Here is a 22019-nt window from a genome sequence, read left to right on the forward strand (position 1 = left end):
ATTTCCTCAAATGAAAGTGTTGAAAAGCCAGGACATCCTGGCGTTGGGTTTTATGACGTTTGCCTTGTTCGTGGGCGCCGGCAATATCATCTTCCCGCCTATCGTTGGCTTGCAGTCCGGGCCTCACGTCTGGATGGCGGCCATAGGGTTCCTGATTACTGCAGTCGGCCTGCCAGTGGTCACCGTGATCGCGTTGGCCAAAGTCGGCGGCGGTATGGATGCGTTGAGCAGCCCGATCGGCAAGATCGCCGGCGGCCTGCTTGCGGCAGCGGCTTATCTGGCGGTAGGGCCGCTGTTTGCCACGCCGCGTACCGCGACCGTATCGTTCGAAGTGGGCCTGGCGCCGCTGACCGGCGAGAGCCCGCTGGCGCTGTTTCTCTACAGCTCGGTGTATTTCCTGGTGGTGTTCTTTGTCTCCCTGTATCCGGGGCGACTATTGGACACCGTAGGTCGCTTTCTCGCGCCGTTGAAAATTATCGCGTTGGCCATCCTCGGCGTTGCCGCGTTTGCGTTGCCGGCCGGTGAGGTCGGTGTCGCTACGCCTGAATATGTCGCGGCACCGTTCTCCCAAGGTTTTATCAATGGCTACCTGACCATGGATACCCTCGGCGCGCTGGTATTCGGCATCGTCATCGTTAACGCGATTCGCTCCCGTGGCGTCGAATCGCCGAAGCTGATCACGCGCTACGCGATCATTGCCGGGCTGATTGCCGGTGTGGGCCTGGCGCTGGTGTATGTCAGCCTGTTCCGTCTGGGCTCGGGCAGCCATGAAGTCGCCGCCGGGGCGGCCAATGGTGCCGCTGTATTGCACGCCTATGTGCAACATACTTTCGGCTCCTTGGGCAGCGGCTTCCTCGCCGTGCTGATTTCCCTGGCGTGCCTGGTTACCGCCGTGGGCCTGACCTGTGCCTGTGCCGAGTACTTCAGCAAAGTGCTGCCGCTGTCCTACAAGACCCTGGTGGTGATTCTGGCGCTGTTCTCGCTGTTCGTGTCCAATCTGGGCCTGACGAAGCTGATCGCCTTTTCGATCCCGGTACTCACCGCCATCTACCCACCGTGCATCGTGCTGGTGGCCTTGAGCTTCTGCAAAGGTTTCTGGCAGGAACAGGGCCGCATTGTCGGCCCTGTGATGCTGGTGTCGTTCATCTTCGGTTGCATCGATGCGCTCAAGGGCGCGGGACTGGCGGGTTGGATGCCTGCGCAGCTGGCCAACCTGCCGTTGAGCGAGCAAGGCCTGGCATGGCTGGTGCCGTCGGTGATGGTGCTGGTGGTGGCGGTGGTGGTTGATCGCATGCTGGGCAAGCGCAGCGAAGCCATCGCGTAATACCGGTTCAACGCATTACCGAAATGCCCCGTATCAATCGATACGGGGCATTTTTTATGCTTGAGAGGCCACAACCTTCTAAAGTTGAAATACTTAAAAAATGTGGAAGGGGCTGGCCCTAATGCCAGTCAGGTAGGAGCGAGCTTGCTCGCGAAAAACTCACAGCCACCGCGTTCATTCAGAAAGCACGCTTTATCGTTGACGTTTTTCGCGAGCAAGCTCGCTCCTACAGACGGCGAGCAGCAAGCAATCTGGGGCAAGCCCCCCTCCCACATTTTGAAAGCATTCAGTTATCCAACACCCTGTAAAAGGACCCGCATGTCGTTCGTCGAAACCAATCAAATCCACCTGCTCGCTGCCCTATGGTTCATCCTGTGTTGGGGCGGCTATACCCGTTACGCCACCTGGAAAGCCCGCGACACCGCCTGCCTGGCGAGCGTGTTGCATCTATATCGCGAAGACTGGATGCGCCGCATGCTGCTGCGTGATAACCGCATCGCCGACGCCAGCGTGATCGGTAACCTGGAGCGTAACGCCTCGTTCTTCGCCTCCAGCACGTTGATCATCCTCGCCGGTATCCTGACCGTGCTGGGTGCTTCGGAGCGGGCGGTTTCATTGCTGGCGGATATCCCGCTGGTACAGCAGGCCTCCCAGGGCATGTCGGAGATCAAGTTGCTGTGCCTGGCGCTGGTGTTCGTCTACGCATTCTTCACCTTCAGCTGGTGCATGCGCCAGTACAACTTCGCCGCAGTGCTGGTGGGCTCGGCACCGATGATCGGTGAGCGGCATGTCTCGGAGCAGGAGCGCAATGCATTTGCCTTGCGCGCGGCGCGGGTGATTTCGATGGCGGCCAACCAGTTCAACTTTGGCTTGAGGGCGTATTACTTCGGCATGACCATGCTGGCCTGGTTCGTCAGCCCCTGGTTGTTCATGTTGATGAGCAGCGCAGTGGTGTTAGTGCTTTATCGCCGTGAGTTTCACTCCGACGTATTACAGGTGATGGTGTATACCCCGACGGATATGCAAGCCACGGATCCTGCAAAAGATAGCGTGGCTTAAAACCGGGATAAAAACAGCAGACAAAGAAAAGCCCGCTCTATAAGCGGGCTATCTTTTACAGCGCTACAGCGTCACCTTGCAATTACTGCTTGGCAGGCTCAGCAGGTGCGGCAGGTGCAGCTTCTTTAGCGGCGGCAGCGTTCGATTCAGCCTGAGCTTTGGCAGCATCGGCGTTTTCTTTCGCAGCGTCGTTCACTTTATCCTGTGCTTTCGCCATATCTTGCTGAGCTTGCTCAGAATGTGCAGCGGCGTCTTGGGCTTTGTCTTCGGATTTCTTGTCGCAGGCAGCCAGACCGAGAGCAGCGGCCAGCATCATGGAAATAGCTAATGTCTTGCGCATGGGTGTTTCTCCTTATTGAAGATATCTACTGGCCTTTCGAACTCAAGGGGCCAGCATTAGTTCCTTTTGTTCCACAGATATATAAAGAATTTCGCCAGGAACTTTCCAAATTATTACCCATCCGGCCCATCCAGACTAATAAGAATTTAAAAATCATGAGCGAACCCCCCTTGTTAGACCGAGCTACCCGCTTTGTTTCGGCGCTTCGCCACTGCCAGGTACTGGGGATTACGGTCCATGCCGCGACGCAGGAGGGCATGACCCTGGTGTTGCCCTATGGCGCGCACATCGTGGGTGATCCCCGTACCCGCGCCCTCCACGGTGGCGCGCTGACGTCGTTGATGGACACTGCGTGCGGCATGGCGACTCTTTGCGTACTACCCGAATTCGAGGTCTGTCCCACCCTGGACTTGCGCATCGACTACATGCATCCCGCCGAACCGCATAAGCCGGTATATGGCTTCGCCCAATGCTACCGGGTTACCACCGATGTGATCTTCACCCGCGGCTTTGCCTATCAGGACGACCCGCAACAGCCCATTGCCCATGTGGTGGGCACATTCATGCGCATGGGCAAGCGTCTCGAGGGCACCCAGGGGCTGGGCAGCGCGATCAAGGGAGAGCAGGCATGACCCATCGATTCAAGACGCACCTGGAGCAAGCGCTTGAGCGCGGCGATTACGCGGCACTGCTCAATCTGGTGCCCTACGCAAAGCTGATTGGCGCCGAATGCACACGCTCGGGGGATGAGTTGCTGTTTCGCTTGCCGGCCAACAAGGACAATATTGGTAACCCTATATTGCCGGCACTGCATGGCGGAGTCATCGCCGGCTTCATGGAGCTGTCGGCGGCGTTGCATTTGCTCGTCTTCACCAAAGCCCTGGGCCTCCCCAAAATCATCGATTTCTCCCTGGATTACCTGCGCGCCGGGCTGTTTCGCGACACCTACGCCACCTGCCAGGTGTGCCGTCAGGGGCGGCGTGTGGCCAATGTGGCGATCACCGCCTGGCAAACCACTCCCACCGAGCCAATTGCGACCGCTCGCGCCCATTTCAAGATCGAGGAATTGGCGCTCTTGAAATCCCGGTCTTAGCCCCCAACTTTGATGACAACCCGCCGCCAACCCTGTCGGGCGCGGCCACTGCCATCCAATTGGAGTTTGATGACCATGAGTGTGGAAACTCAAAAGGAAACCCTGGGCTTCCAGACCGAGGTGAAGCAACTGCTGCACCTCATGATCCATTCGCTGTATTCCAACAAGGAAATTTTCCTTCGCGAATTGATCTCGAACGCCTCTGACGCTGTCGACAAATTACGTTTCGAAGCCCTGTCCAAGCCTGAGTTGCTGGAAGGTGGCGCCGAACTGAAAATCCGTGTGAGCTACGACAAGGACGCCAAGACCGTCACCCTCGAAGACAACGGTATCGGCATGAGCCGTGAGGACGCGATCACCCATCTGGGCACCATCGCCAAATCCGGCACCGCAGATTTCATGAAGAACCTGTCGGGCGACCAGAAAAAAGACTCTCACCTGATCGGCCAATTCGGTGTGGGCTTTTATTCGGCTTTCATCGTTGCCGACAAGGTTGAAGTATTCAGCCGCCGTGCCGGCCTCGACGCCAGCGAAGGCGTGCACTGGGCTTCCAAAGGTGAGGGTGAGTTTGAAATCGCCACCCTCGACAAGCCTGACCGTGGCACCCGTATCGTGCTGCACCTCAAGGACGGCGAAGACGAATTCGCCGACGGCTGGCGCCTGCGCAACATCATCAAGAAATACTCCGACCACATCGCCTTGCCGATTGAACTGCCTAAAGAACAGACGGCTGCCGAAGGCGAAGAGAAGCCGGCCGAGGAATGGGAAACCGTCAACCGCGCCAGTGCCCTGTGGACCCGTCCGCGTACCGAGATCAAGGACGAGGAATACCAGGAGTTCTACAAGCACATCGGTCATGACTACGAAAACCCCCTGAGCTGGAGCCACAACAAGGTCGAAGGCAAGCTGGAATACAGCTCGCTGCTCTACGTGCCGGCCCGTGCGCCGTTCGACCTGTACCAGCGCGAAGCGCCGAAGGGCCTGAAGCTCTACGTGCAACGTGTGTTCGTGATGGACCAGGCGGAATCCTTCCTGCCGTTGTACCTGCGCTTTATCAAGGGTGTGGTCGATTCCAACGACCTGTCGCTGAACGTGTCGCGGGAGATCCTGCAGAAAGACCCGATCATCGATTCCATGAAGTCGGCGCTGACCAAGCGCGTGCTCGACATGCTGGAAAAACTGGCGAAGAACGAGCCTGAGAAATACCAGGGCTTCTGGAAAAACTTCGGCCAGGTCATGAAGGAAGGCCCGGCGGAAGACTTCGCCAACAAGGAAAAAATCGCCGGCTTGCTGCGTTTTGCCTCGACTCAAGGTGACGACGGCGAACAGGTTGTGTCGCTGGCCGACTACCTGGCGCGCGCCAAGGAAGGTCAGGACAAGATCTACTACCTCACTGGCGAAACCTACGCTCAGGTCAAGAACAGCCCGCACCTGGAAGTCTTCCGCAAGAAAGGCATCGAGGTCCTGCTGCTGACCGACCGTATCGATGAGTGGCTGATGAGCTACCTCACCGAGTTCGACGGCAAGTCGTTCGTCGACGTTGCCCGTGGCGACCTGGACCTGGGCAACCTGGACTCCGAGGAAGACAAGAAAGCCGCTGAAGAAGTCGCCAAGTCCAAAGAAGGCCTGGTTGAGCGGATCAAGGCTTCCCTGGGCGAAGCGGTGAGTGAGGTGCGGGTTTCCCACCGTCTGACCGACTCCCCGGCGATCCTGGCCATTGGCGAGCAGGACCTGGGCATGCAGATGCGCCAGATCCTCGAAGCCAGCGGGCAGAAAGTGCCTGATTCCAAGCCGATCTTCGAATTCAACCCGGCTCACCCGCTGATCGAGAAACTCGACGGTGAGCAGAGCGAGGAGCGCTTTGGCGACCTGTCGCACATCCTCTTTGACCAGGCGGCCCTCGCCGCTGGCGACAGCCTGAAAGACCCGGCCGCTTATGTGCGCCGACTGAACAAGCTGTTGGTTGAACTGTCGGTTTAACACCGTTGTAGAAAAAACCCGCTTCGGCGGGTTTTTTCGTTCAATCCCTCTCAACTGGAGAAAACGATGAGCCAAGTCACTGTACGTTCCGTGGTCTATCAGCTTGATGGCCAGACTTATGAAAGCCGCCTGGCGTTCGATGCCAGCCACAAGGGCCCGTTGCCGGGGCTGCTGATGGCACCGAACTGGATGGGCGTGAGCGCGGGAGCCGAAGAGATCGCCAAGAGCGTTGCCGGCAAAGGCTACGTGGTGCTGATTGCCGACTTGTACGGGCAAACCGTGCGGCCGAGCAATGGCGATGAAGCCGGCGCGGCGATGATGCCGTTGAAAAATGATCGTGTGTTGTTGAACAAGCGTATGCAAGCGGCCTTTGAACAACTGCAAGGCCAGACCGAGGCAGCGGTGGATACGTCGAAACTGGCGACCTTCGGTTTTTGCTTCGGTGGCTGCTGCTCCCTGGAATTGGCCCGCACCGGCGCGCCCGTGAAGGCCGCTATCTCGTTCCACGGCACCCTCGACACGCCGAACCCGGCGGATGCGCAGAACATCAAGGGTTCAGTGCTGGTGCTGCATGGCGCCTCCGACCCGTTGGTACCGAAAGAACAACTGCCGGCGTTCGAAGATGAAATGAACGCAGCGGGTGTGGATTGGCAGTTGCTCAGCTACGGTGGCGCGGTGCATTCCTTCACTGACCCCCATGCCAATGTGCCGGGCAAGATGATGTATGACGCCAAGACCGCTGCGCGGGCGTTCCAGTCGATGCATAACTTGCTGGATGAAGTGTTCAAGGGCTAAATCTCTAGCGCCTGCTCTGGCGCCATCGGGGGCAAGCCCCCTCCCACACTTGATTGTGTACACCTTCAAATGTGGGAGGGGGCTTGCCCCCGATGACTATTTCACTGGCAGTTCAATCCTTTCTGACTCCCCCGGCACAGTGGGCCAATCTCCAGCCGCCCACCGCTGCCGCGCCTGCTCGATCACCGCCGGATCACTCGCTACAAAATTCCAGTTGATCCGCCGCGGCCCATCCAGTGGCGCGCCACCGAACACCATTGCATGGCATTCTGTTTCGGCAAACAGCGTCATCTCCTGCCCGGCAGGCAGAACCACCAGGCTACGCACCGCCAGCGGCTCGCCGTCGAGCTGTGCGTCACCCTGCAGCACGTACACTGCGCGTTCCTCATGCTCATCGGGGATCAGCAGGGTAGTGGCCGTCTGCATGCGCACCTCGGCATACAGCGTGGGCGACAGCACCGGCACGGGCGACTTGAGGCAAAACCCGCTGCCGGCGATCAGGCGCACCTGCACGCCAAGGTTATCGCTGACCGGCAAACTGGCCGCCGGGTGATGGCTGTAGTGTCCAGGCCCGGTTTCGTGGTGCTTGGGCGATGCCAGCCACACCTGCAACCCATGCAGGTTAAAACCGCTGGCCTTGACCGCCTCGGGTGTGCGCTCGACATGAGCAATCGCACTGCCGGCGGTCATCCAGCTGACTTCGCCGGCCTTTACCATCTGGTCCGAACCCAGGCTGTCCTTGTGCTGCAACGTGCCTTCGAACAGATAGGTGAGGGTAGAGAGCCCGATATGGGGATGCTGGCGGATATTCATCCCGCTGCCCGGTGCATAACGAGTGGGCAGCATATGGTCGAAAAACACGAAAGGCCCGACGCTGCGGCATTCACGGGAGGGCAGGGGGCGCAGGATAGGCTGGCCTTCCACATCTTCGGGGCGCGGGCGGATGACGGTGAGCGTGGTCATGGTGATGCATCCCTGTCTGAGCGGGTTTGATGGCGCTGAGCATAACCCGCTCGACCGGAAATTGGCGTTACTGGCTGAAGGCACCTTCCGATAGTGTTGTCTCGATCGTGACCTCGGCAGTGGTCATCAATTTGTGCACGGGGCACTTGTCGGCGACGCGGTGCAGTTCATCGCGCTGTGCGTCGGTGAGCACGCCCTTCAGGGTCAGCTTGACGTTGAGCGTGTATTGACCTTTTTGCTCCTGGGCGGCGTCGTGGGTAACTTCCACCGTTACACCGGTGAGTGGAATGTCCTTCTTCTGCGCGTAGAGCCTGACGGTCAAGGCTTTGCACGACGCCAGCGCGGCATCGAAATAGTCGTGAGGAGAGGGGGCGGAGTCGTCACCGCCCAGGCTCTTGGGCAGGTCGGTAAACAGCTCGTGGTTGTTGATATTGACGCTGTGACGGAAGTTTTCAGCGTTCAGCGTATTGACGGTAACAGGCATGGCAAACCTCACAAGGCTGTGGATGACGGTCATGCAGTAATAGAACATGCTGGCACTTGAGTGTTCCAGGTTTTTATCCCTGCTGAACCCTGATGCGCGGCGCAGGGTCTACCCGTATCAGCCCTATTGAGGTATCACCGTGCTTTGGACCCGTGTGAGTTTGGCCCTGATGCTCGCCGTCTGCAGTGTTGCCGTGCAGGCCCGCGATTATGCCTACAGCGACGCCCACCTGCATTACGTGGACTTTTTCCAGGAAACCGCGGGCATGGACAAGCTGCTCAAGGCCATGGCGGACAATCACATCGAGCATGTGATGATTTCCGGCATTCCCGTGGCCAAGAAATGGCACGAAGACGAGCCCAAGCGCCCGCGCTACTACGCAGGCGACGATGCCGATGCCTACTGGTACAGCGCCACCGATGTCATCGTCGCCGCCGCGGTCAATAAGCTCGCCCCTGAACAGCGCCGGCACTTTCATCCGTTCCTGGCCGGTTTCAATCCTAACGACAAGAACTCGGCGGCCCACATCCAGCGCATGCTCGATCTCAACCCCGGGCTGTGGCAAGGCATTGGCGAGGTGTTTACCCGCCACGACGATCTGACCGCGCTGACCTCCGGTGATACGCCCCGCGCCAACAACGAGGCCATGACGCGTATCTATCACTTGGCGGCGGAGAACGACCTGCCGGTGATGTTGCACTCCAACATCACCTCCAAGCGCGAGCGCAACCCGTTGTACCTGGCCGAAGTCGAGCAGCCGTTGCGCAATCATCCGCATACGCGCTTTATCTGGGCCCATGCCGGTACCAGCAAGGAAATCCACCGCCATCAAGTGCAAATGGATTTCCTGCTGCCTACCCTGAGCCGCCTGCTCGAGGCTTACCCCAACCTGTATATCGACCTTTCCTGGAGCGTGCTCACGCCCTATCTGCTGGATGATGCGGGCACGCCCAGGCCGGAGTGGGTCAAGCTGGTGGAGCGCTTCCCTGATCGCTTCATGCTCGGCTCTGACGTGGTAGGACGCTTCAACAAGCTGGGTAAGGAAATGCGCGGTTTTGACCCTTTCCTCGATGCATTACCTGAAGACGTTGCCCACAAGGTCGCGCGGGATAACTTTCTGGCCATCCTGCCCAAGTCGACCCGCAATGAGGGTGCGCATTGAGGTCGGGTTTTGGTGTTGCGCAATTGAGGTGATCCTATCGCGCATAGGTATCTCCACAACTGTGTAGCGCCCAACGCAAACCACGATGCGAAGCGAGTCGCTCTTGATCTTGATCTGCTTTTGATCTTAGGTGCCCCGTTAAACCACGCTGGCCGAACGCAGGCTTGAATCCGTGGGTAACCCGGCAGGACGCCGGGTTAGCCGCACTGGGCCAGGGATGGCCCATTGCGGCGGCCCACGGATTCAAGCCTTCGTTCGGGCACACCGAGCCTAAGCGAGGTGCCGAGTGGTGGGGCAAGAGCGTTTTGCTTACTTTTGCGCTTTTCAAAAGTGAGCCGCCGTAAGGGCGGAACCCTAAGCAGCCGTTACCGCAGAAACGGATATGTACTCGGTCTGATCCGGCATCCTGGTCGGCCCAGAGGCCGCCATCGGGGGCAAGCCCCCTCCCACATTCGACCGAGTTCTTTGGGCCAACTCGGTCAAATGTGAGAGGCGCGACTCGACTTGCCCCCGATGCAGGTGACTCGGTCTCATTCAATCGCCCATAAAAAAGCCCCGAACCAGTCGGGGCTTTTCATCGGTCAAGCGTCAGGCCTTACTTGCCCTGCCAGCGTTTCAGCACCAGGGTGGCGTTGGTGCCACCGAAGCCGAAGCTGTTGCTCATCACGGTGTCGATTTTCACATCTTCAACGGTCTTGGTCAGGATCGGCATATCGGCGACGACCGGGTCGATCTCGTCGATGTTGGCCGAGCCGGCCATGAAGTTGCCTTCCATCATCAGCAGGCAGTAGATCGCTTCGTGAACGCCGGCGGCGCCCAGGGAGTGACCCGACAGGCTCTTGGTCGAGCTGATTTTCGGCGCGTTGTCACCGAATACCGCACGCACACCTTCCATTTCCTTGGCGTCGCCGACCGGAGTCGAAGTGCCGTGGGTGTTCAGGTAGTCGATCGGGGTATCCACGGTGGACATCGCCATCTGCATGCAGCGAATGGCGCCTTCACCGCTTGGCGCAACCATGTCGTAACCGTCGGAAGTGGCGCCGTAGCCGACGATTTCCGCGTAGATCTTGGCGCCACGGGCCAGGGCGTGTTCCAGTTCCTCGACCACCACCATGCCGCCACCACCGGCGATGACGAAACCGTCACGCTTGGCGTCATAGGCGCGGGAGGCCTTTTCCGGGGTTTCGTTGTACTGGGTGGACAGCGCGCCCATGGCGTCGAACAGGAACGATTGGCTCCAATGTTCTTCTTCGCCGCCGCCGGCGAATACGATGTCCTGCTTGCCCAGCTGGATCTGCTCAACGGCAGTCCCGATGCAATGGGCGCTGGTGGCGCACGCCGACGAGATCGAGTAGTTCACGCCCTTGATCGCAAACGGGGTGGCCAGGCAGGCCGAAACGGTGCTGCCCATGGTCCGCGTTACACGGTACGGGCCAACGCGTTTCACGCCTTTTTCGCGCAGGATATCCAGCGCTTCCATCTGGTTCAGGGTGGATGCTCCGCCGGAGCCGGCGATCAGGCCGGTACGTACGTTCGACACCTGGTCGTCGCTCAGGCCGGAGTCGGCGATCGCGTCTTTCATGGCCAGGTAGGCGTAGGCGGCAGCGTGACCGACGAAGCGATAGATCTTGCGATCGATCAGTTCTTCGAGGGGCAGGTCAATGGAGCCGGAAACCTGGCTACGCAGACCCATTTCGGCATATTCCGGGTTGAAGCGGATGCCAGGGCGACTTGCACGCAGGTTAGCGGTGACGGTCTCTTTGTCATTGCCCAGGCAAGAAACGATGCCCAGACCAGTGATAACGACGCGGCGCATGCGGATAACCCTTAAAAGTTGTCAGTGGAAGTGAATACGCCGACCCGAAGGCCTTCGGCAGTATAGATCTCGCGACCGTCGACAGTCACCGAACCGTCGGCGATGGCCAGGTTCAGCTTGCCCTTGAGGACGCGCTTGATTTGAATGTTGTAGGTGACTTTCTTGGCGGTCGGCAAGACCTGGCCAAAGAACTTCACTTCGCCCGAACCCAGGGCGCGACCGCGACCCGGCAGGCCTTGCCAGCCCAGGTAGAAGCCGACCAGTTGCCACATGGCGTCGAGGCCCAGGCAGCCCGGCATCACCGGGTCGCCTTCGAAGTGGCAGGCGAAGAACCACAGGTCAGGGGTGATATCCAGCTCGGCGACCAATTCACCTTTGCCGTACTTGCCACCTTCTTCGCTGATATGGGTGATGCGATCCACCATCAGCATGTTCGGGGCGGGCAGTTGCGCGTTACCTGGGCCGAACAGCTCACCGCGACTGCAGCGCAGCAGGTCTTCCCGAGTAAAGGCGTTTTGTTTGGTCATGCGAGCTCCTCAATAATCCCATGCGGCAGGGCAGGGCAAATCTTCCCGGACCGAATGAAGCGTTCATGCCTCATAGCGGCAGCCTACACATAGACTATTGCGTTGTAGTGAAAGTCACAGCGTCAAGGTACTCAATGTACACTTGTTCACTGAAATATTAAACCGGACCTGTTTATCGGCCCGTTCGGGTGCCTAAGACTGCCGCACTTTCGTCTTCCACGCCAGTCGGACTTGGCTTAGCCGCGACACCTACTGCACCCAGCGTTGAAGGATTTGCTGCAAATCCGTGCGTTTGAACGGCTTGGCCAGGTAATCGTTCATTCCGGCATCCAGGCAAGCTTCGCGGTCACCCTGCAAGGCATTGGCGGTCAGGGCGATAATCGGCAAATCGGCGCAGCCGGGCAGTTGACGGATTTGCCGGGTGGCTTCGTAACCGTCGATCAATGGCAGGCGGCAATCCATCAGAATCGCGGTGAAGATCAGGCTTTCGGCGCTGCGGATCGCCTCGGCGCCATCGGTGGCCAGGCTCACTTCAAAGCCGAGGCTGCGCAACATGGCTTCGACCACGGTACGGTTAACCGGGTTGTCTTCCACCAGCAGTATGTGCCGCCCGTCGCCGGCGCCGGGTATACCCAGGGTGTCCGGGGCGATGGCCGGCAGGCTTTGTTGATCGATGGCCAACGGGATTTCCAGAGTGAACACCGAGCCGCGGCCTTCCTCGCTTTGGGCGCGCAAGGTGCCGCCCATGCGTTCGGCCAGGGTGCGAGCGATCGGCAGGCCAAGGCCGGTGCCTCCGTAGCGTCTTGAAATAGAACTGTCGGCTTGCTGGAACGCATCGAACATCAGTTCCAGGCGCTCGGGCGAAATGCCAATACCACTGTCGCGCACGGTGCAGGTGAACCACACCAGTTCATGGTCCAGGGTTTGCCAGTGCGGCTCCACGTGCACGGTGCCGTGCTCGGTGAATTTCAAGGCGTTGCCGATCAGGTTCACCAGGATCTGTCGGATGCGCGTCGGATCACCGCGCACCCACAAGGCTTGCATACCCGGTGGAATCGGCAGCTCCAGGGTCAGCCCGCGCTGCTGCGCACTGTGCTGGAACGCATGAGCGCAACTGTTGATCAGGTCAGCCAGGTTGAAGGAAATATGTTCCAGCTCCAGTGCGGCCCGTTCGATACGCGAAAAGTCGAGGATGTCATTGATTACTTTCAGCAGGTGCTCGGTGGACTCGGAGGCCAGCGCTGCGTACTCGGCCTGCTCTTCGGTCATCTCGGTGGTTTCCAGCAATTGCAGCATGCCCAGCACACCATTCATGGGGGTGCGCAGTTCGTGGCTCATCATCGCCAGGAATTCCGACTTGGCGTTGTTCGCGCGTTCGGCTTCTTCGCGGGTCTGGATCAACTGGGCCATGGCCTGCTGCTGCTCGCGGCTGGCCTGATTGAGGCCGGCCGCCAGGTTGTTGATGTGCCGCGACAGGTCGCCCAGTTCGGAGTCATCGACAATCGGCAGCGGGGTCTTGTAATCGCCCTGCTGGATGGCCTTCACCGCGTGCCCCATGGCGCTGATCGGCTGCGACAGGCTGGCGGCCAGGCGCCGCGCCAGCAGAAAGGTAAACAGCAGTGCGAACAGCGCCAGAATGCCGGCCTTGAACAGGATTTCCTGTTGACGCTGGCTGAACGCGTCGTTGGACATACCGACGATCACCCGACCCAGGTAGTCCGCACGCGGTGCTTTGGATTCGTTGAGGTTGTCCTGGAAAAAGTCGTTGCCCAACTGGATGTGTTGCAAGCGAATCGGTGCCTGGAACACCTTCACCGACAGTGAGCGGTCGTGTTTCTCCGACGGCTGCTCGACGTACACCAGAATGTTCTCGGCGCTGTCCTGGATTTCCAGAAACCGCACGTGCGGGGTGGCCAACGTCGCGCGCAGGAGGGCGTCGAGCACATCGTTGTTGCCGGAAATAACGCCGTATTCGGTAGCCGGTGCCAGTTGGTTGGCGATCAGTTGGCCTGTGTGGTCCAGCTCCTGACGCAAGTCCTGGATACGCACGAAGGTAAAGAAGCTGATCAACAACAAGGTCAGCAACAGTGCGGGCCCCAGGGTGATGAGCTGGGTGCGGGTATTAATGTCCCAGCGACGGCGCAAGGTCATGGGCGTTTATCTCCTTCGGCCAGGCGGGCGGCGACCGCAGCTTCGTCGACCTGTTCGATACCCAGTGAGCGCGCGACTTGCGAGTTGCCCACGACTTTGAAGTGTTGCGGATAGCGCGCGCGCGGCCAGTTGGCCGGCGGCTGGTCCAGCAAGCGATCGAGTACGGCGAGCCAGTCGGGCTGGTCGCTATAGGTGCTGGCCAGGCTGCCGGCCCGGACAAACCCGGCATTGGGCCCTATCAGCGGCAATTGCTGGGCGTAACTGCTCAACAACAGGTTCTTGGCGGTTTTGGGGTTGTATAACTGCGGGTCGTCCAGGCCCAGCAGCACGTCGCTGTTCTTGAACAGGGCTTGCAGGGGGCGGCTGTCATTGGTGTCGTCCCAGCGCTGGGGCACGATGACCAGCCCCAGTGGCGCGGCGTACCGGTGAAGTTCGGGCAGCAGGAATTGGCTGTCGGCACCGTAAAGCACGCCGATTCGCCGGGCTTGGGGCAAAATGCTGGCGATCAGGCGCAATTGGCGCATCGGCGGCGGATCGCTCCACAGCAGGCTGATGTTGGCCGGGCGCGCGCTACCCAGGCGTTGGTGCGCTTGCAGGCGACTGATGCGCAGCACCAGGGTCGGCGGGCCCTGGGAATCCTGCAAGCGCCAGTCGAGGCCGGGCAGGTCCAGCAGGATCAGGCGCGTAGTGGCCGGCAACTGGCTCGGCGCCGGCAAATCTGCAAGCAGGGTAAAGGCGACATGGTCTTCAGGGCGCTGCTGCACGAGGGCCTGGGTAAAGGCTTGAACACCGGCACTGTCCTCGGCGGCTGTCAGCAGGATGTCGGCACTCCATGCGGGCGTGGTGATCAGCAGGCACGCCAGCAGCAGACCGCGCCGCCACAGCCGCGAAACAAGAGGGAGGGTCATCCGTGACTGATCGCCCATGTCAGAACTCTAGCTGCGCGCTGAAGTAGAGCACATGGCGATGGTCGTAATTGTTATCGGACCAGGTGGTCGGCTGGTTATCTAGGCGTTGTTGCAGCATGCCGGCCAGCTCCACGTTGGTCTTGCCCAGGGCAATGCGCTTGGCCACACGCAGGTCGACCCGTTCGAAGCGATACTCGTTGAGGGCATCGTCACCGTAGTAGAACAGGGCGCTGGACCAGCCGTGGCCCCATTCGCGCAACCAGCCGGCCGAGCCGCTGTTACGGGCGGTCTGCGCCTTGTCCAGCGGGTTGCTGGCGCTCGCGTCGACGTAAGCGTAGGTCAGGCGCAAACGGTCCGAGTTGCTCACGCGCCAGTCGAACTGTGATTCGGCACCGGTAAAGCGCGAGCTGTTGGCGTTGCTGGCGATATATTGGTTGTTGCGCAGCGGCGAGCTGATCATGTCGGTGATTTCGTCGTAGAAGAGCTTCACGTCGACATTCAACCCGAGGTCGGCAAAGAAGCCGTTGTAGCCCAGTTCGCGCGAGCGCATCAACTCTTTATCGAGATTGCCGGGGCCGCGTGTCACCACAAAATATTGCCCGGAATTCTGCCCGTAGACCGGCGAGCTGAGGTTGGTGACGCGGTAGCTCCAGTTGACGTTGTTCTCGAACATGTCCGGCGAACGGATCGCCTCGGAGTACACCGCCCGCAGGCCATGGCGCGGGTTTATGAGGTAGTTCACCGCCACGCGAGGTGTCAGTGAGTTGCCGCTCAAGTGAGTGTCTTCGTACATCGCGCCGCCTTGCAGCAGCCAGTGTTCGCTGGCCCGCCATTCCAGGTGGCCGAAGAGGCGCCAGGTGGTGTCGTCCAGCGTGCCGTTGAAGTAGGTGTCGGAGTCGGCGCGGTCGTAGCGGTAATTCATCCCGCTGACCAGGCGCAGGCTGTCGGAGAGGCTGAGGGTATCTTGCAGCTCCAGGTCGTAGCGGCTTTCCTTGGCGCTTTGGTCGATATCGCCGCACACGCTCTGGTTGGCGCCGTTGCGCCATTGGTCCAGCACCTGGTTGCCCAGCGCCTGTTCGGCGGCGCTGCCGGGTGGGGCGCTGCCTTGGCTGAATTTATCCATGTGCCGCGCCAGTTGTTCGGCGTAGTTGGGGTTCAGTTGCCACAGCTGGGTCAGTTCGGGGCTGAACGATACCTTGGCGTCACAGGCTTTCCAGATCTGGCGACGGTTCCATTGCTGGGCCGACCCCTGGATATACAGGCTGTGGTCGGGGTTCAAGTCGAAGTTCCAGCGCATTGAACCTGCATAGTCCTTGGCGGTGGCGTCGGAATTGGTACCGCCCTCGGTAATCCCGGCGAATACCGGAGCGTAGGTGTAGGGGCGCTGGTTGGTCCCTTCCTTTGCATCCAGTTGCCAGTCGATGCTCTGTTGCGCATTCAGCGTCTGACTGACGGCCAGGCTGAAACGACTGAGGCGGCGGCTGTCGCGGCGGTCGTCGCCGACGGCATCGCTGTCAAAACCATCGTCTTGCTGCCCGGACAGCGACAGGCGCAGATCGCCGGTGTCCCAACCCACGCCCTGGCTGGCATACACATCGTTGATCCCGCGTTCACCCTGGATGACCTTCAACCGCGTGCCCTGGCTGTTGGCCGGTGAACGAGTGAGGATATTGACCACCGCCATCAGCGCATTGGCGCCATAGCTGACCGTGTTAGGGCCTCGAAATACCTCGATACGCTCGATGTCTTCCATGGCCACCGGAATATCGCTCCAGTCCACCGTGGCCAGGCCGGCGCGATACACCGAGCGCCCGTCGATCAGAACTTGCATGCGCCGTGCATCGCTGGCGCTGGTGCCGTGGTAGTTCACCGCCGCCTGGTTGCCGGTGGTATAGCCGACCATCATGCCGGGTACCAGTCGCAGCAGCTCGGCAATGTCACGCGCGCCGCTGGCCTTGATCAACTCGCTGTCGATCACGGTCATGCTGCCGGGCACGGCAGCGGCCGATTGCTTGAGGCGGGTGGCGGTCAAGACCTGCGGCAGCGGCTGGCTGTCGAGGAACAAGTCGTCAGCCGACGCGCTGGCGCTGCACGCGAGCATCAAGGGCAGCGTCAATAACAGGGATGAGCGGGGAGGAGGGCCCAGATACACGGCACGGCCTTGATAATTACGGATAGCCGCCCATGTTAACTGAGGTCAGGCCTTTTGCCAGTCGTGGGACTTGCAATTACTTCGCTCAAGTGTGGCATTTTCCGACAAGCGCACGAATTCACGCGGGGGCTGGCCGCAAGCGGGTCGCCCCGTATAATGCCGCCATCGCCACTGGTATGGATTAACGGATTGCATATGACTGAACAGCGCTCTATCGCGGTCCTGGGAGGCGGAAGTTTTGGTACCGCCGTGGCTAACCTGTTGGCTGAAAATGGCCACGCGGTGCGCCAGTGGATGCGCGATCCCGAGCAGGCCGAGGCCATTCGCGTGCACCGCGAAAACCCGCGTTACCTTAAAGGCATCAAGATTCATCCTGCGGTCGAGCCCGTTACCGATCTGCTGGCAACGCTTGCCGACTGTGACCTGTGCTTTGTCGCGCTGCCCTCCAGCGCCTTGCGCTCGGTGCTGGCGCCCCAGGCCGAACGCCTGGCGGGCAAGCTGCTGGTCAGCCTGACCAAGGGCATCGAGGCGCAGACGTTCAAGCTGATGAGCGAAATCCTTGAGGAGATCGCACCCCAGGCGCGCATCGGCGTGCTGTCCGGGCCGAACCTGGCGCGGGAAGTGGCCGAGCATGCGCTGACTGCCACGGTGATCGCCAGCGCAGACGAGCAACTGTGCGAGCGCGTCCAGGCGGTGCTGCATGGCCGCACCTTCCGCGTCTATGCCAGTGGCGATCGCTTCGGCGTCGAGCTGGGCGGTGCGTTGAAGAATGTCTATGCCATCATCGCCGGCATGGCTGTGGCCTTGGGGATGGGCGAAAACACCAAGAGCATGCTGATTACCCGCGCCCTGGCCGAAATGACCCGTTTTGCCGTGAATCAGGGTGCCAACCCGATGACGTTCCTGGGCCTGGCGGGCGTCGGTGATCTGATCGTGACCTGTTCGTCGCCGAAAAGCCGTAACTATCAGGTTGGTTTCGCGCTGGGCCAGGGTTTGAGCCTGGAAGAGGCGGTGACCCGCCTGGGCGAAGTGGCCGAAGGGGTCAACACCCTCAAAGTGCTGAAGACCAAGGCGCAGGAAGTCGGTGTGTATATGCCGCTGGTTGCCGGGCTGCACGCGATCCTGTTTGAAGGACGCACCTTGAGCCAGGTCATCGAGCTGCTGATGCGCGCCGAGCCGAAGACCGATGTCGACTTTATTTCCACCAGCGGTTTCAATTGAGGAACGCGCCATGAACGATTCGAAAGCAGCCCCCAAGTATGAGTCCATTGTGCTGCGTATCCTGTGGATGCTGGTGTTTGCCCTGGTGTGGCAAGTGGCGCAGTTTCTGCTGGGCGCGCTGGTGGTTGTGCAACTGATTTACCGACTGATCTACGGCGCGCCGAACCTGGGCCTGATGAACTTCGGTGACAGCCTCAGCCAGTTCCTGGCGCAGATCGGTCGCTTCGGCAGCTTCCACACCGAGCAAAAACCCTGGCCGTTTGCCGATTGGCCAACCCCGCGTGCGCCGGAAGGCGAAGCCGCGCATAGCGTGCCGCCAGCACCGCACCCGGTGCGTGATGAAGAGCCCAAGTTATGAAGCTGTGGATCCTGCGCCACGGTGAAGCCCAGGCGCATGCTCGCACCGACGCCGAGCGCAACCTGACCGAGCACGGCCGGGCCGAAGTGTTGCTTAGCGCTGCGCACCTTATCGGCCAGCCGCTCAGCGCCATCATCGCCAGCCCCTATGTGCGGGCGCAGCAGACGGCGCAGTTGGTGCGCGAGGCGCTGGGCTTTGAACCGGAGATTCGCACGGTGCCGTGGCTGACGCCGGAGGGCAATCCGTTGCAGGTGCTGGCAAAGCTCGACAGCGATGACAACGTGCTGCTGGTCAGCCACCAACCGTTGGTGGGCAGCTTGATCAGCTTTGCGCAGCATGGCCATCCGCGTCAGCCTGTGCCGATGCACACCGCCAGCCTCGCCGAGCTGGAAGGGGATTTCCCGCTGGCGGGGTTGATGAGCCTGGTCAGCGTGAAAAATCCGTAGGAGATATCGGTTTTGTGGCAGGATTAGGGTCGTAATAAAACCAATAAGGACACCCTCTATGAGCCTGTGGCGCACGCAACCGAATATCGAACAACTCAATGCGAGTCAGAAAAACACCATCGGTGAATTGCTGGACATTCGCTTCGAAAGCTTCGACGACCAGTCCCTCACCGCCAGTATGGCGGTCGACCACCGCACCCATCAGCCCTACGGCCTGCTGCATGGCGGCGCGTCCGTGGTGCTGGCCGAAAGCGTCGGCTCCATGGCGGCCTACCTGTGCGTCGATGCCAGCAAATTCTATTGCGTGGGCCTGGAGGTCAATGCCAATCACCTGCGCGGTGTGCGCAGCGGGCGAGTAACGGCGGTGGCTAAGGCCGTACATATCGGCCGCACGACCCAGGTGTGGGACATCCGCCTGACCAACGACGAGGGCAAGGCCAGTTGCATATCGCGCCTGACCGTGGCCGTGGTGCCGCTGGGCGAGCAGCCGCCGGCGCGATAGGCGTGGCGTGAGTGTCATCATTCCTGGCGGTTACGGTCATTGCCGTAAGGGCCAGGCATGGTGACAATCGAGGTCTGTTCCTGTAGAGCGCGCCGGTATGTCGCAGCACGTATTTTTCGCCCACGCCAATGGATTTCCATCGGCCACCTACGGCAAGTTATTCGACGCCCTGGCCCCCGAGTATGCCGTGGCGCATCTGCCGCAGCACGGCCATGACCCCAGGTTTCCGGTGGACGACAACTGGCAGAACCTGGTGGATGAACTGATCCATCATCTGCAGCAGCAACCGGAGCCGGTATGGGGCGTCGGCCATTCCCTGGGCGGAGTGTTGCATTTGCATGCCGCGATGCGCTGCCCGCAGCTGTACCGTGGCGTGGTGATGCTGGATTCTCCGGTGCTGACCCGCGCGGATCGCTGGGTGATTCGCGCCGCCAAACGCTTTGGCTTCATCGACCGCCTGACACCGGCGGGACGCACCCTGGGCCGCCGTGAGGAATTCAGCGACCTGGACGCCGCGCGCGCCTACTTCGCCGGCAAGACCCTGTTTCGCGGGTTCGACCCCGAGTGCTTCGAGGCGTATCTGCAACACGGCCTGCTGCAAGTGGGCGACCGCCTGCGCCTGCGTTTCGATCCGGCCACCGAAATCAGCATCTATCGCGGCGTGCCTCACACCAGCCCGGGCCAGGTGCGCCAGTTGAAAGTGCCATTGGCGGTGGTGCGTGGCCGTCAGAGCCGGGTGGTGATGCGTCATCATGTCAGCGGCGTAGGTCGACTGCCCATGGGTGAGATGCTCACCATGCCCGGCGGCCATATGTTCCCCCTTGAGCGCCCCCAGGACACCGCCACTTTGATCAAGAACCTGTTTTCCCGCTGGCAGGCCCGTGAGCGCAGTTGCGCATGAGCACGCCCGTGGAAGAAGTACGCCTGAGCCTGCCGCATATCGAGCTGGCCGCGCATCTGTTCGGGCCTGAGGACGGTCTGCCGGTCATCGCCCTGCATGGTTGGCTGGACAACGCCAACAGCTTTGCGCGGCTGGCACCGAAGCTGCAGGGGTTGCGCGTCGTCGCACTGGATATGGCCGGGCATGGGCACTCGGCCCATCGTCCGGCGGGGGCCGGTTATGCCTTGTGGGATTACGTGCATGATGTCGTGCAGGTGGCCGAACAACTGGGCTGGCAACGTTTTGCATTACTTGGCCATTCCATGGGCGCCATCGTCTCCTTGGTGCTGGCCGGAGCGTTACCGGAACGCGTGACGCACCTGGGTTTGATCGACGGGGTAATTCCGCCGACCGCCAGCGGCGAAAATGCAGCCGAGCGGTTGGGCATGGCGTTGCAGGCGCAATTGAGCCTGCAAAACAAGCGCAAGCCGGTCTATGCCAGCCTGGACCGGGCGGTCGAGGCGCGCATGCATGGCCTCGTCGCGGTCAGCCGCGAAGCCGCCGAACTGCTGGCCCAGCGCGGCTTGATGCCGGTTCCGGGTGGCTATACCTGGCGCAGCGACAGTCGCCTGACCCTGGCCTCACCGGTGCGTCTGACCGACGAACAAGCCATGGCTTTCGTACGACGAGTGGGCTGCCCTACGCAGTTGGTGGTGGCGGCTGAGGGTATGGTGGCGAAACATCCTGAATTGCTTTCACAGCTACCCTTCACCGTGACGACGCTGCCGGGCGGTCATCATCTACACCTGAATGACGAGCCCGGTGCGGTTCTTGTTGCAGACTGTTTCAATCGGTTCTTCTCCGCGCCTTGACTTGGCGCGGTCAACTGCCGAGGCTGGGCGGATTGAAAGGGAGTCAACCATGCACCATCTTCAAACCGCTGCGACCCTCCATGGCCACGGCTCAACGATCCGATGAGCCTGGGTAAAGGATGTTTACGTGCCCTCGGGCTGTGCTGTTTCAGCCCGCTCGTGTTCGCCGCCGATGTGCCGGGCAGTCAGGACTTGCCGGCTGTGGCCCGCCAGGTCGACGCACAGATCGTCGACTACCGCCCCGCTGAAGAGCGGGAACGCATCTACCCCATGGGCGCCATCCGCAAGATCAGCGGCCAATTGCGCTCCGAAGGCCAGGCCACCGCGCGCGGTCAAACCACTGCCGTCACCTACGAACTGCCTGCCGAACATAGCTCCAGCGCCGCCTTTACCGCCACCCGCGAAGCCCTGCAGGCCAAGGGCGCGCAGTTGCTGTTCTGGTGCCAGGCCCGCGACTGTGGCGAAAGCAGCCTGTGGGCCAACGAAGTCTTCGGCAACGCCAAGCTGGTAGGGGCGGATGGCCAGCAGGAGTATTTGCTTTTGCGCCTGGCGGCGCCGCAGGACCATTCGCTGGTGGCGCTGTACGGCATCACCCGTGGCAATCGACGCGCCTATCTGCATGTAGAGCAGATGGACGCCAGCACGCCGCTGGGTAATCTGCTGCCCACTTCGGCAACGCTGTTGCGGGAGCTGAAAAGCACTGGCGAGCTGGATTTTCCTGCGCTGGGCGCCGAGCCTGATGACACATGGCTTACGTTGATCTCCAGGGCATTGAACCTCGATACCACGTTGCGCGTCAGCCTGGCGGGCACCAACGCCGAAGCCTGGCGTCAGGGCCTGCTCGACAATGGTGTGCGCGCCGCGCGCCTGGAAAACGGCACGGGTGACGCCGAGGGCCTGCATGTGCGTCTGATACGCTGACCGGCACTGGCGAACGGACCTGCGTCGTTCGCCTAAGCTGTCTTCTACCGACTCTTTTCGAGATG

At 60.7% G+C, this 22019-nt stretch carries 22 protein-coding genes; 14 read left to right on the forward strand and 8 right to left on the reverse strand.

From position 1 onward, the window contains the following. The first annotated feature begins 10 nt into the window (after positions 1-10). Together brnQ and MRY17_RS08435 are read left to right on the forward strand one after the other, a co-directional pair. Complete coding sequence (brnQ, locus tag MRY17_RS08430) at positions 11-1324, forward strand: branched-chain amino acid transport system II carrier protein (RefSeq protein WP_191952929.1); 1314 nt, start codon at positions 11-13, stop codon at positions 1322-1324. Between the two features lie 318 nt (positions 1325-1642). Beyond that, the gene (locus tag MRY17_RS08435) at positions 1643-2383 is read left to right on the forward strand and encodes a DUF599 domain-containing protein (protein ID WP_181284656.1); all 741 of its coding nucleotides are present in this window, start codon (positions 1643-1645) and stop codon (positions 2381-2383) included. A gap of 82 nt (positions 2384-2465) precedes the next feature. Here the strand turns inward: MRY17_RS08435 and MRY17_RS08440 are convergent, their stop codons facing one another. Next, positions 2466-2723 carry a hypothetical protein gene (locus tag MRY17_RS08440; protein WP_057722672.1) on the reverse strand — a complete coding sequence of 86 codons (258 nt, stop codon included), beginning with the start codon at positions 2721-2723 and terminating at the stop codon, positions 2466-2468. A gap of 155 nt (positions 2724-2878) precedes the next feature. Between MRY17_RS08440 and MRY17_RS08445 the strand changes: the two genes are divergently transcribed. From MRY17_RS08445 to MRY17_RS08460, 4 genes are all read left to right on the forward strand, one after another. Continuing rightward, entirely contained in the window at positions 2879-3355 is a 477-nt protein-coding gene (locus tag MRY17_RS08445; protein ID WP_243353569.1) for a PaaI family thioesterase, read from the forward strand. Next, positions 3352-3816: a PaaI family thioesterase gene (locus MRY17_RS08450; protein ID WP_243353570.1), complete on the forward strand. Its 465-nt coding sequence runs from the start codon at positions 3352-3354 to the stop codon at positions 3814-3816. Before MRY17_RS08445 ends, MRY17_RS08450 begins: the two co-directional genes overlap by 4 nt. 75 nt (positions 3817-3891) lie before the next feature. Further along, positions 3892-5796 (forward strand): molecular chaperone HtpG, encoded by a 1905-nt coding sequence (gene htpG, locus MRY17_RS08455; RefSeq protein WP_191952926.1) that lies wholly within the window; start codon positions 3892-3894, stop codon positions 5794-5796. 66 nt (positions 5797-5862) lie between these two features. Then, a complete protein-coding gene (locus tag MRY17_RS08460) occupies positions 5863-6591 on the forward strand; it encodes a dienelactone hydrolase family protein (RefSeq protein WP_181284660.1) in 729 nt (242 codons plus the stop codon). Between the two features lie 96 nt (positions 6592-6687). On the opposite strand, the gene MRY17_RS08465 is transcribed toward MRY17_RS08460, so the two are convergent. Continuing rightward, positions 6688-7554, reverse strand: a complete 867-nt coding sequence (locus MRY17_RS08465) for a pirin family protein (RefSeq protein ID WP_181284661.1) — start codon at positions 7552-7554, stop codon at positions 6688-6690. Between the two features lie 67 nt (positions 7555-7621). Further along, complete coding sequence (locus MRY17_RS08470) at positions 7622-8038, reverse strand: OsmC family protein (RefSeq protein ID WP_181284662.1); 417 nt, start codon at positions 8036-8038, stop codon at positions 7622-7624. 169 nt (positions 8039-8207) lie between these two features. Between MRY17_RS08470 and MRY17_RS08475 the strand changes: the two genes are divergently transcribed. Then, on the forward strand, positions 8208-9200 hold the full coding sequence (locus MRY17_RS08475; RefSeq protein WP_431768386.1) for an amidohydrolase family protein: 993 nt from the start codon (positions 8208-8210) through the stop codon (positions 9198-9200). A 595-nt stretch (positions 9201-9795) separates the two neighbouring features. Here the strand turns inward: MRY17_RS08475 and fabB are convergent. From fabB to MRY17_RS08500, 5 genes are all read right to left on the reverse strand, one after another. Then, positions 9796-11016, reverse strand: coding sequence for a beta-ketoacyl-ACP synthase I (fabB, locus tag MRY17_RS08480; RefSeq protein WP_057725933.1), 1221 nt, complete (start codon positions 11014-11016; stop codon positions 9796-9798). Between the two features lie 11 nt (positions 11017-11027). Next, complete coding sequence (gene fabA, locus MRY17_RS08485; RefSeq protein ID WP_003210552.1) at positions 11028-11543, reverse strand: 3-hydroxyacyl-[acyl-carrier-protein] dehydratase FabA; 516 nt, start codon at positions 11541-11543, stop codon at positions 11028-11030. A gap of 249 nt (positions 11544-11792) precedes the next feature. Next, positions 11793-13694: an ATP-binding protein gene (locus tag MRY17_RS08490; RefSeq protein WP_191952922.1), complete on the reverse strand. Its 1902-nt coding sequence runs from the start codon at positions 13692-13694 to the stop codon at positions 11793-11795. Next, positions 13691-14620, reverse strand: coding sequence for an ABC transporter substrate-binding protein (locus tag MRY17_RS08495; protein WP_243353572.1), 930 nt, complete (start codon positions 14618-14620; stop codon positions 13691-13693). The genes MRY17_RS08490 and MRY17_RS08495 overlap by 4 nt, the downstream gene beginning before the upstream one ends. A 1-nt stretch (position 14621) precedes the next feature. After that, positions 14622-16754, reverse strand: coding sequence for a TonB-dependent receptor plug domain-containing protein (locus MRY17_RS08500; protein WP_347710229.1), 2133 nt, complete (start codon positions 16752-16754; stop codon positions 14622-14624). A 195-nt stretch (positions 16755-16949) separates the two neighbouring features. Between MRY17_RS08500 and MRY17_RS08505 the strand changes: the two genes are divergently transcribed. The 7 genes from MRY17_RS08505 (at position 16950) to MRY17_RS08535 (ending at position 21954) form a co-directional block, all read left to right on the forward strand. Further along, entirely contained in the window at positions 16950-17975 is a 1026-nt protein-coding gene (locus tag MRY17_RS08505) for an NAD(P)H-dependent glycerol-3-phosphate dehydrogenase (RefSeq protein WP_243353573.1), read from the forward strand. A gap of 10 nt (positions 17976-17985) precedes the next feature. Beyond that, positions 17986-18333, forward strand: coding sequence for a DUF4389 domain-containing protein (locus tag MRY17_RS08510; RefSeq protein WP_124385849.1), 348 nt, complete (start codon positions 17986-17988; stop codon positions 18331-18333). Further along, a complete protein-coding gene (sixA, locus tag MRY17_RS08515) occupies positions 18330-18779 on the forward strand; it encodes a phosphohistidine phosphatase SixA (RefSeq protein ID WP_181284513.1) in 450 nt (149 codons plus the stop codon). Before MRY17_RS08510 ends, sixA begins: the two co-directional genes overlap by 4 nt. A 58-nt stretch (positions 18780-18837) precedes the next feature. Then, positions 18838-19281, forward strand: a complete 444-nt coding sequence (locus MRY17_RS08520) for a hotdog fold thioesterase (protein ID WP_181284514.1) — start codon at positions 18838-18840, stop codon at positions 19279-19281. Between the two features lie 97 nt (positions 19282-19378). Then, the gene (locus tag MRY17_RS08525; RefSeq protein WP_191955144.1) at positions 19379-20182 is read left to right on the forward strand and encodes an alpha/beta fold hydrolase; all 804 of its coding nucleotides are present in this window, start codon (positions 19379-19381) and stop codon (positions 20180-20182) included. Next, positions 20179-21033: an alpha/beta hydrolase gene (locus MRY17_RS08530; RefSeq protein WP_181284516.1), complete on the forward strand. Its 855-nt coding sequence runs from the start codon at positions 20179-20181 to the stop codon at positions 21031-21033. Before MRY17_RS08525 ends, MRY17_RS08530 begins: the two co-directional genes overlap by 4 nt. Before the next feature lie 102 nt (positions 21034-21135). Continuing rightward, positions 21136-21954 (forward strand): DUF4892 domain-containing protein, encoded by an 819-nt coding sequence (locus tag MRY17_RS08535; RefSeq protein WP_243353574.1) that lies wholly within the window; start codon positions 21136-21138, stop codon positions 21952-21954. Positions 21955-22019: the final 65 nt, after the last annotated feature.

Source organism: Pseudomonas orientalis (assembly GCF_022807995.1).
Taxonomy (GTDB): Bacteria; Pseudomonadota; Gammaproteobacteria; order Pseudomonadales; family Pseudomonadaceae; genus Aquipseudomonas; species Aquipseudomonas orientalis_B.

Coding starts and splice junctions, on each gene's coding strand:
- brnQ (WP_191952929.1), top strand. CDS start 11: ATGAAAGTGTTGAAAAGCCAGGACATCCTGGCGTTGGGTTTTATGACG.
- MRY17_RS08435 (WP_181284656.1), top strand. CDS start 1,643: ATGTCGTTCGTCGAAACCAATCAAATCCACCTGCTCGCTGCCCTATGG.
- MRY17_RS08440 (WP_057722672.1), bottom strand. CDS start 2,723: ATGCGCAAGACATTAGCTATTTCCATGATGCTGGCCGCTGCTCTCGGT.
- MRY17_RS08445 (WP_243353569.1), top strand. CDS start 2,879: ATGAGCGAACCCCCCTTGTTAGACCGAGCTACCCGCTTTGTTTCGGCG.
- MRY17_RS08450 (WP_243353570.1), top strand. CDS start 3,352: ATGACCCATCGATTCAAGACGCACCTGGAGCAAGCGCTTGAGCGCGGC.
- htpG (WP_191952926.1), top strand. CDS start 3,892: ATGAGTGTGGAAACTCAAAAGGAAACCCTGGGCTTCCAGACCGAGGTG.
- MRY17_RS08460 (WP_181284660.1), top strand. CDS start 5,863: ATGAGCCAAGTCACTGTACGTTCCGTGGTCTATCAGCTTGATGGCCAG.
- MRY17_RS08465 (WP_181284661.1), bottom strand. CDS start 7,554: ATGACCACGCTCACCGTCATCCGCCCGCGCCCCGAAGATGTGGAAGGC.
- MRY17_RS08470 (WP_181284662.1), bottom strand. CDS start 8,038: ATGCCTGTTACCGTCAATACGCTGAACGCTGAAAACTTCCGTCACAGC.
- MRY17_RS08475 (WP_431768386.1), top strand. CDS start 8,208: ATGCTCGCCGTCTGCAGTGTTGCCGTGCAGGCCCGCGATTATGCCTAC.
- fabB (WP_057725933.1), bottom strand. CDS start 11,016: ATGCGCCGCGTCGTTATCACTGGTCTGGGCATCGTTTCTTGCCTGGGC.
- fabA (WP_003210552.1), bottom strand. CDS start 11,543: ATGACCAAACAAAACGCCTTTACTCGGGAAGACCTGCTGCGCTGCAGT.
- MRY17_RS08490 (WP_191952922.1), bottom strand. CDS start 13,694: ATGACCTTGCGCCGTCGCTGGGACATTAATACCCGCACCCAGCTCATC.
- MRY17_RS08495 (WP_243353572.1), bottom strand. CDS start 14,620: ATGGGCGATCAGTCACGGATGACCCTCCCTCTTGTTTCGCGGCTGTGG.
- MRY17_RS08505 (WP_243353573.1), top strand. CDS start 16,950: ATGACTGAACAGCGCTCTATCGCGGTCCTGGGAGGCGGAAGTTTTGGT.
- MRY17_RS08510 (WP_124385849.1), top strand. CDS start 17,986: ATGAACGATTCGAAAGCAGCCCCCAAGTATGAGTCCATTGTGCTGCGT.
- sixA (WP_181284513.1), top strand. CDS start 18,330: ATGAAGCTGTGGATCCTGCGCCACGGTGAAGCCCAGGCGCATGCTCGC.
- MRY17_RS08520 (WP_181284514.1), top strand. CDS start 18,838: ATGAGCCTGTGGCGCACGCAACCGAATATCGAACAACTCAATGCGAGT.
- MRY17_RS08525 (WP_191955144.1), top strand. CDS start 19,379: ATGTCGCAGCACGTATTTTTCGCCCACGCCAATGGATTTCCATCGGCC.
- MRY17_RS08530 (WP_181284516.1), top strand. CDS start 20,179: ATGAGCACGCCCGTGGAAGAAGTACGCCTGAGCCTGCCGCATATCGAG.
- MRY17_RS08535 (WP_243353574.1), top strand. CDS start 21,136: ATGAGCCTGGGTAAAGGATGTTTACGTGCCCTCGGGCTGTGCTGTTTC.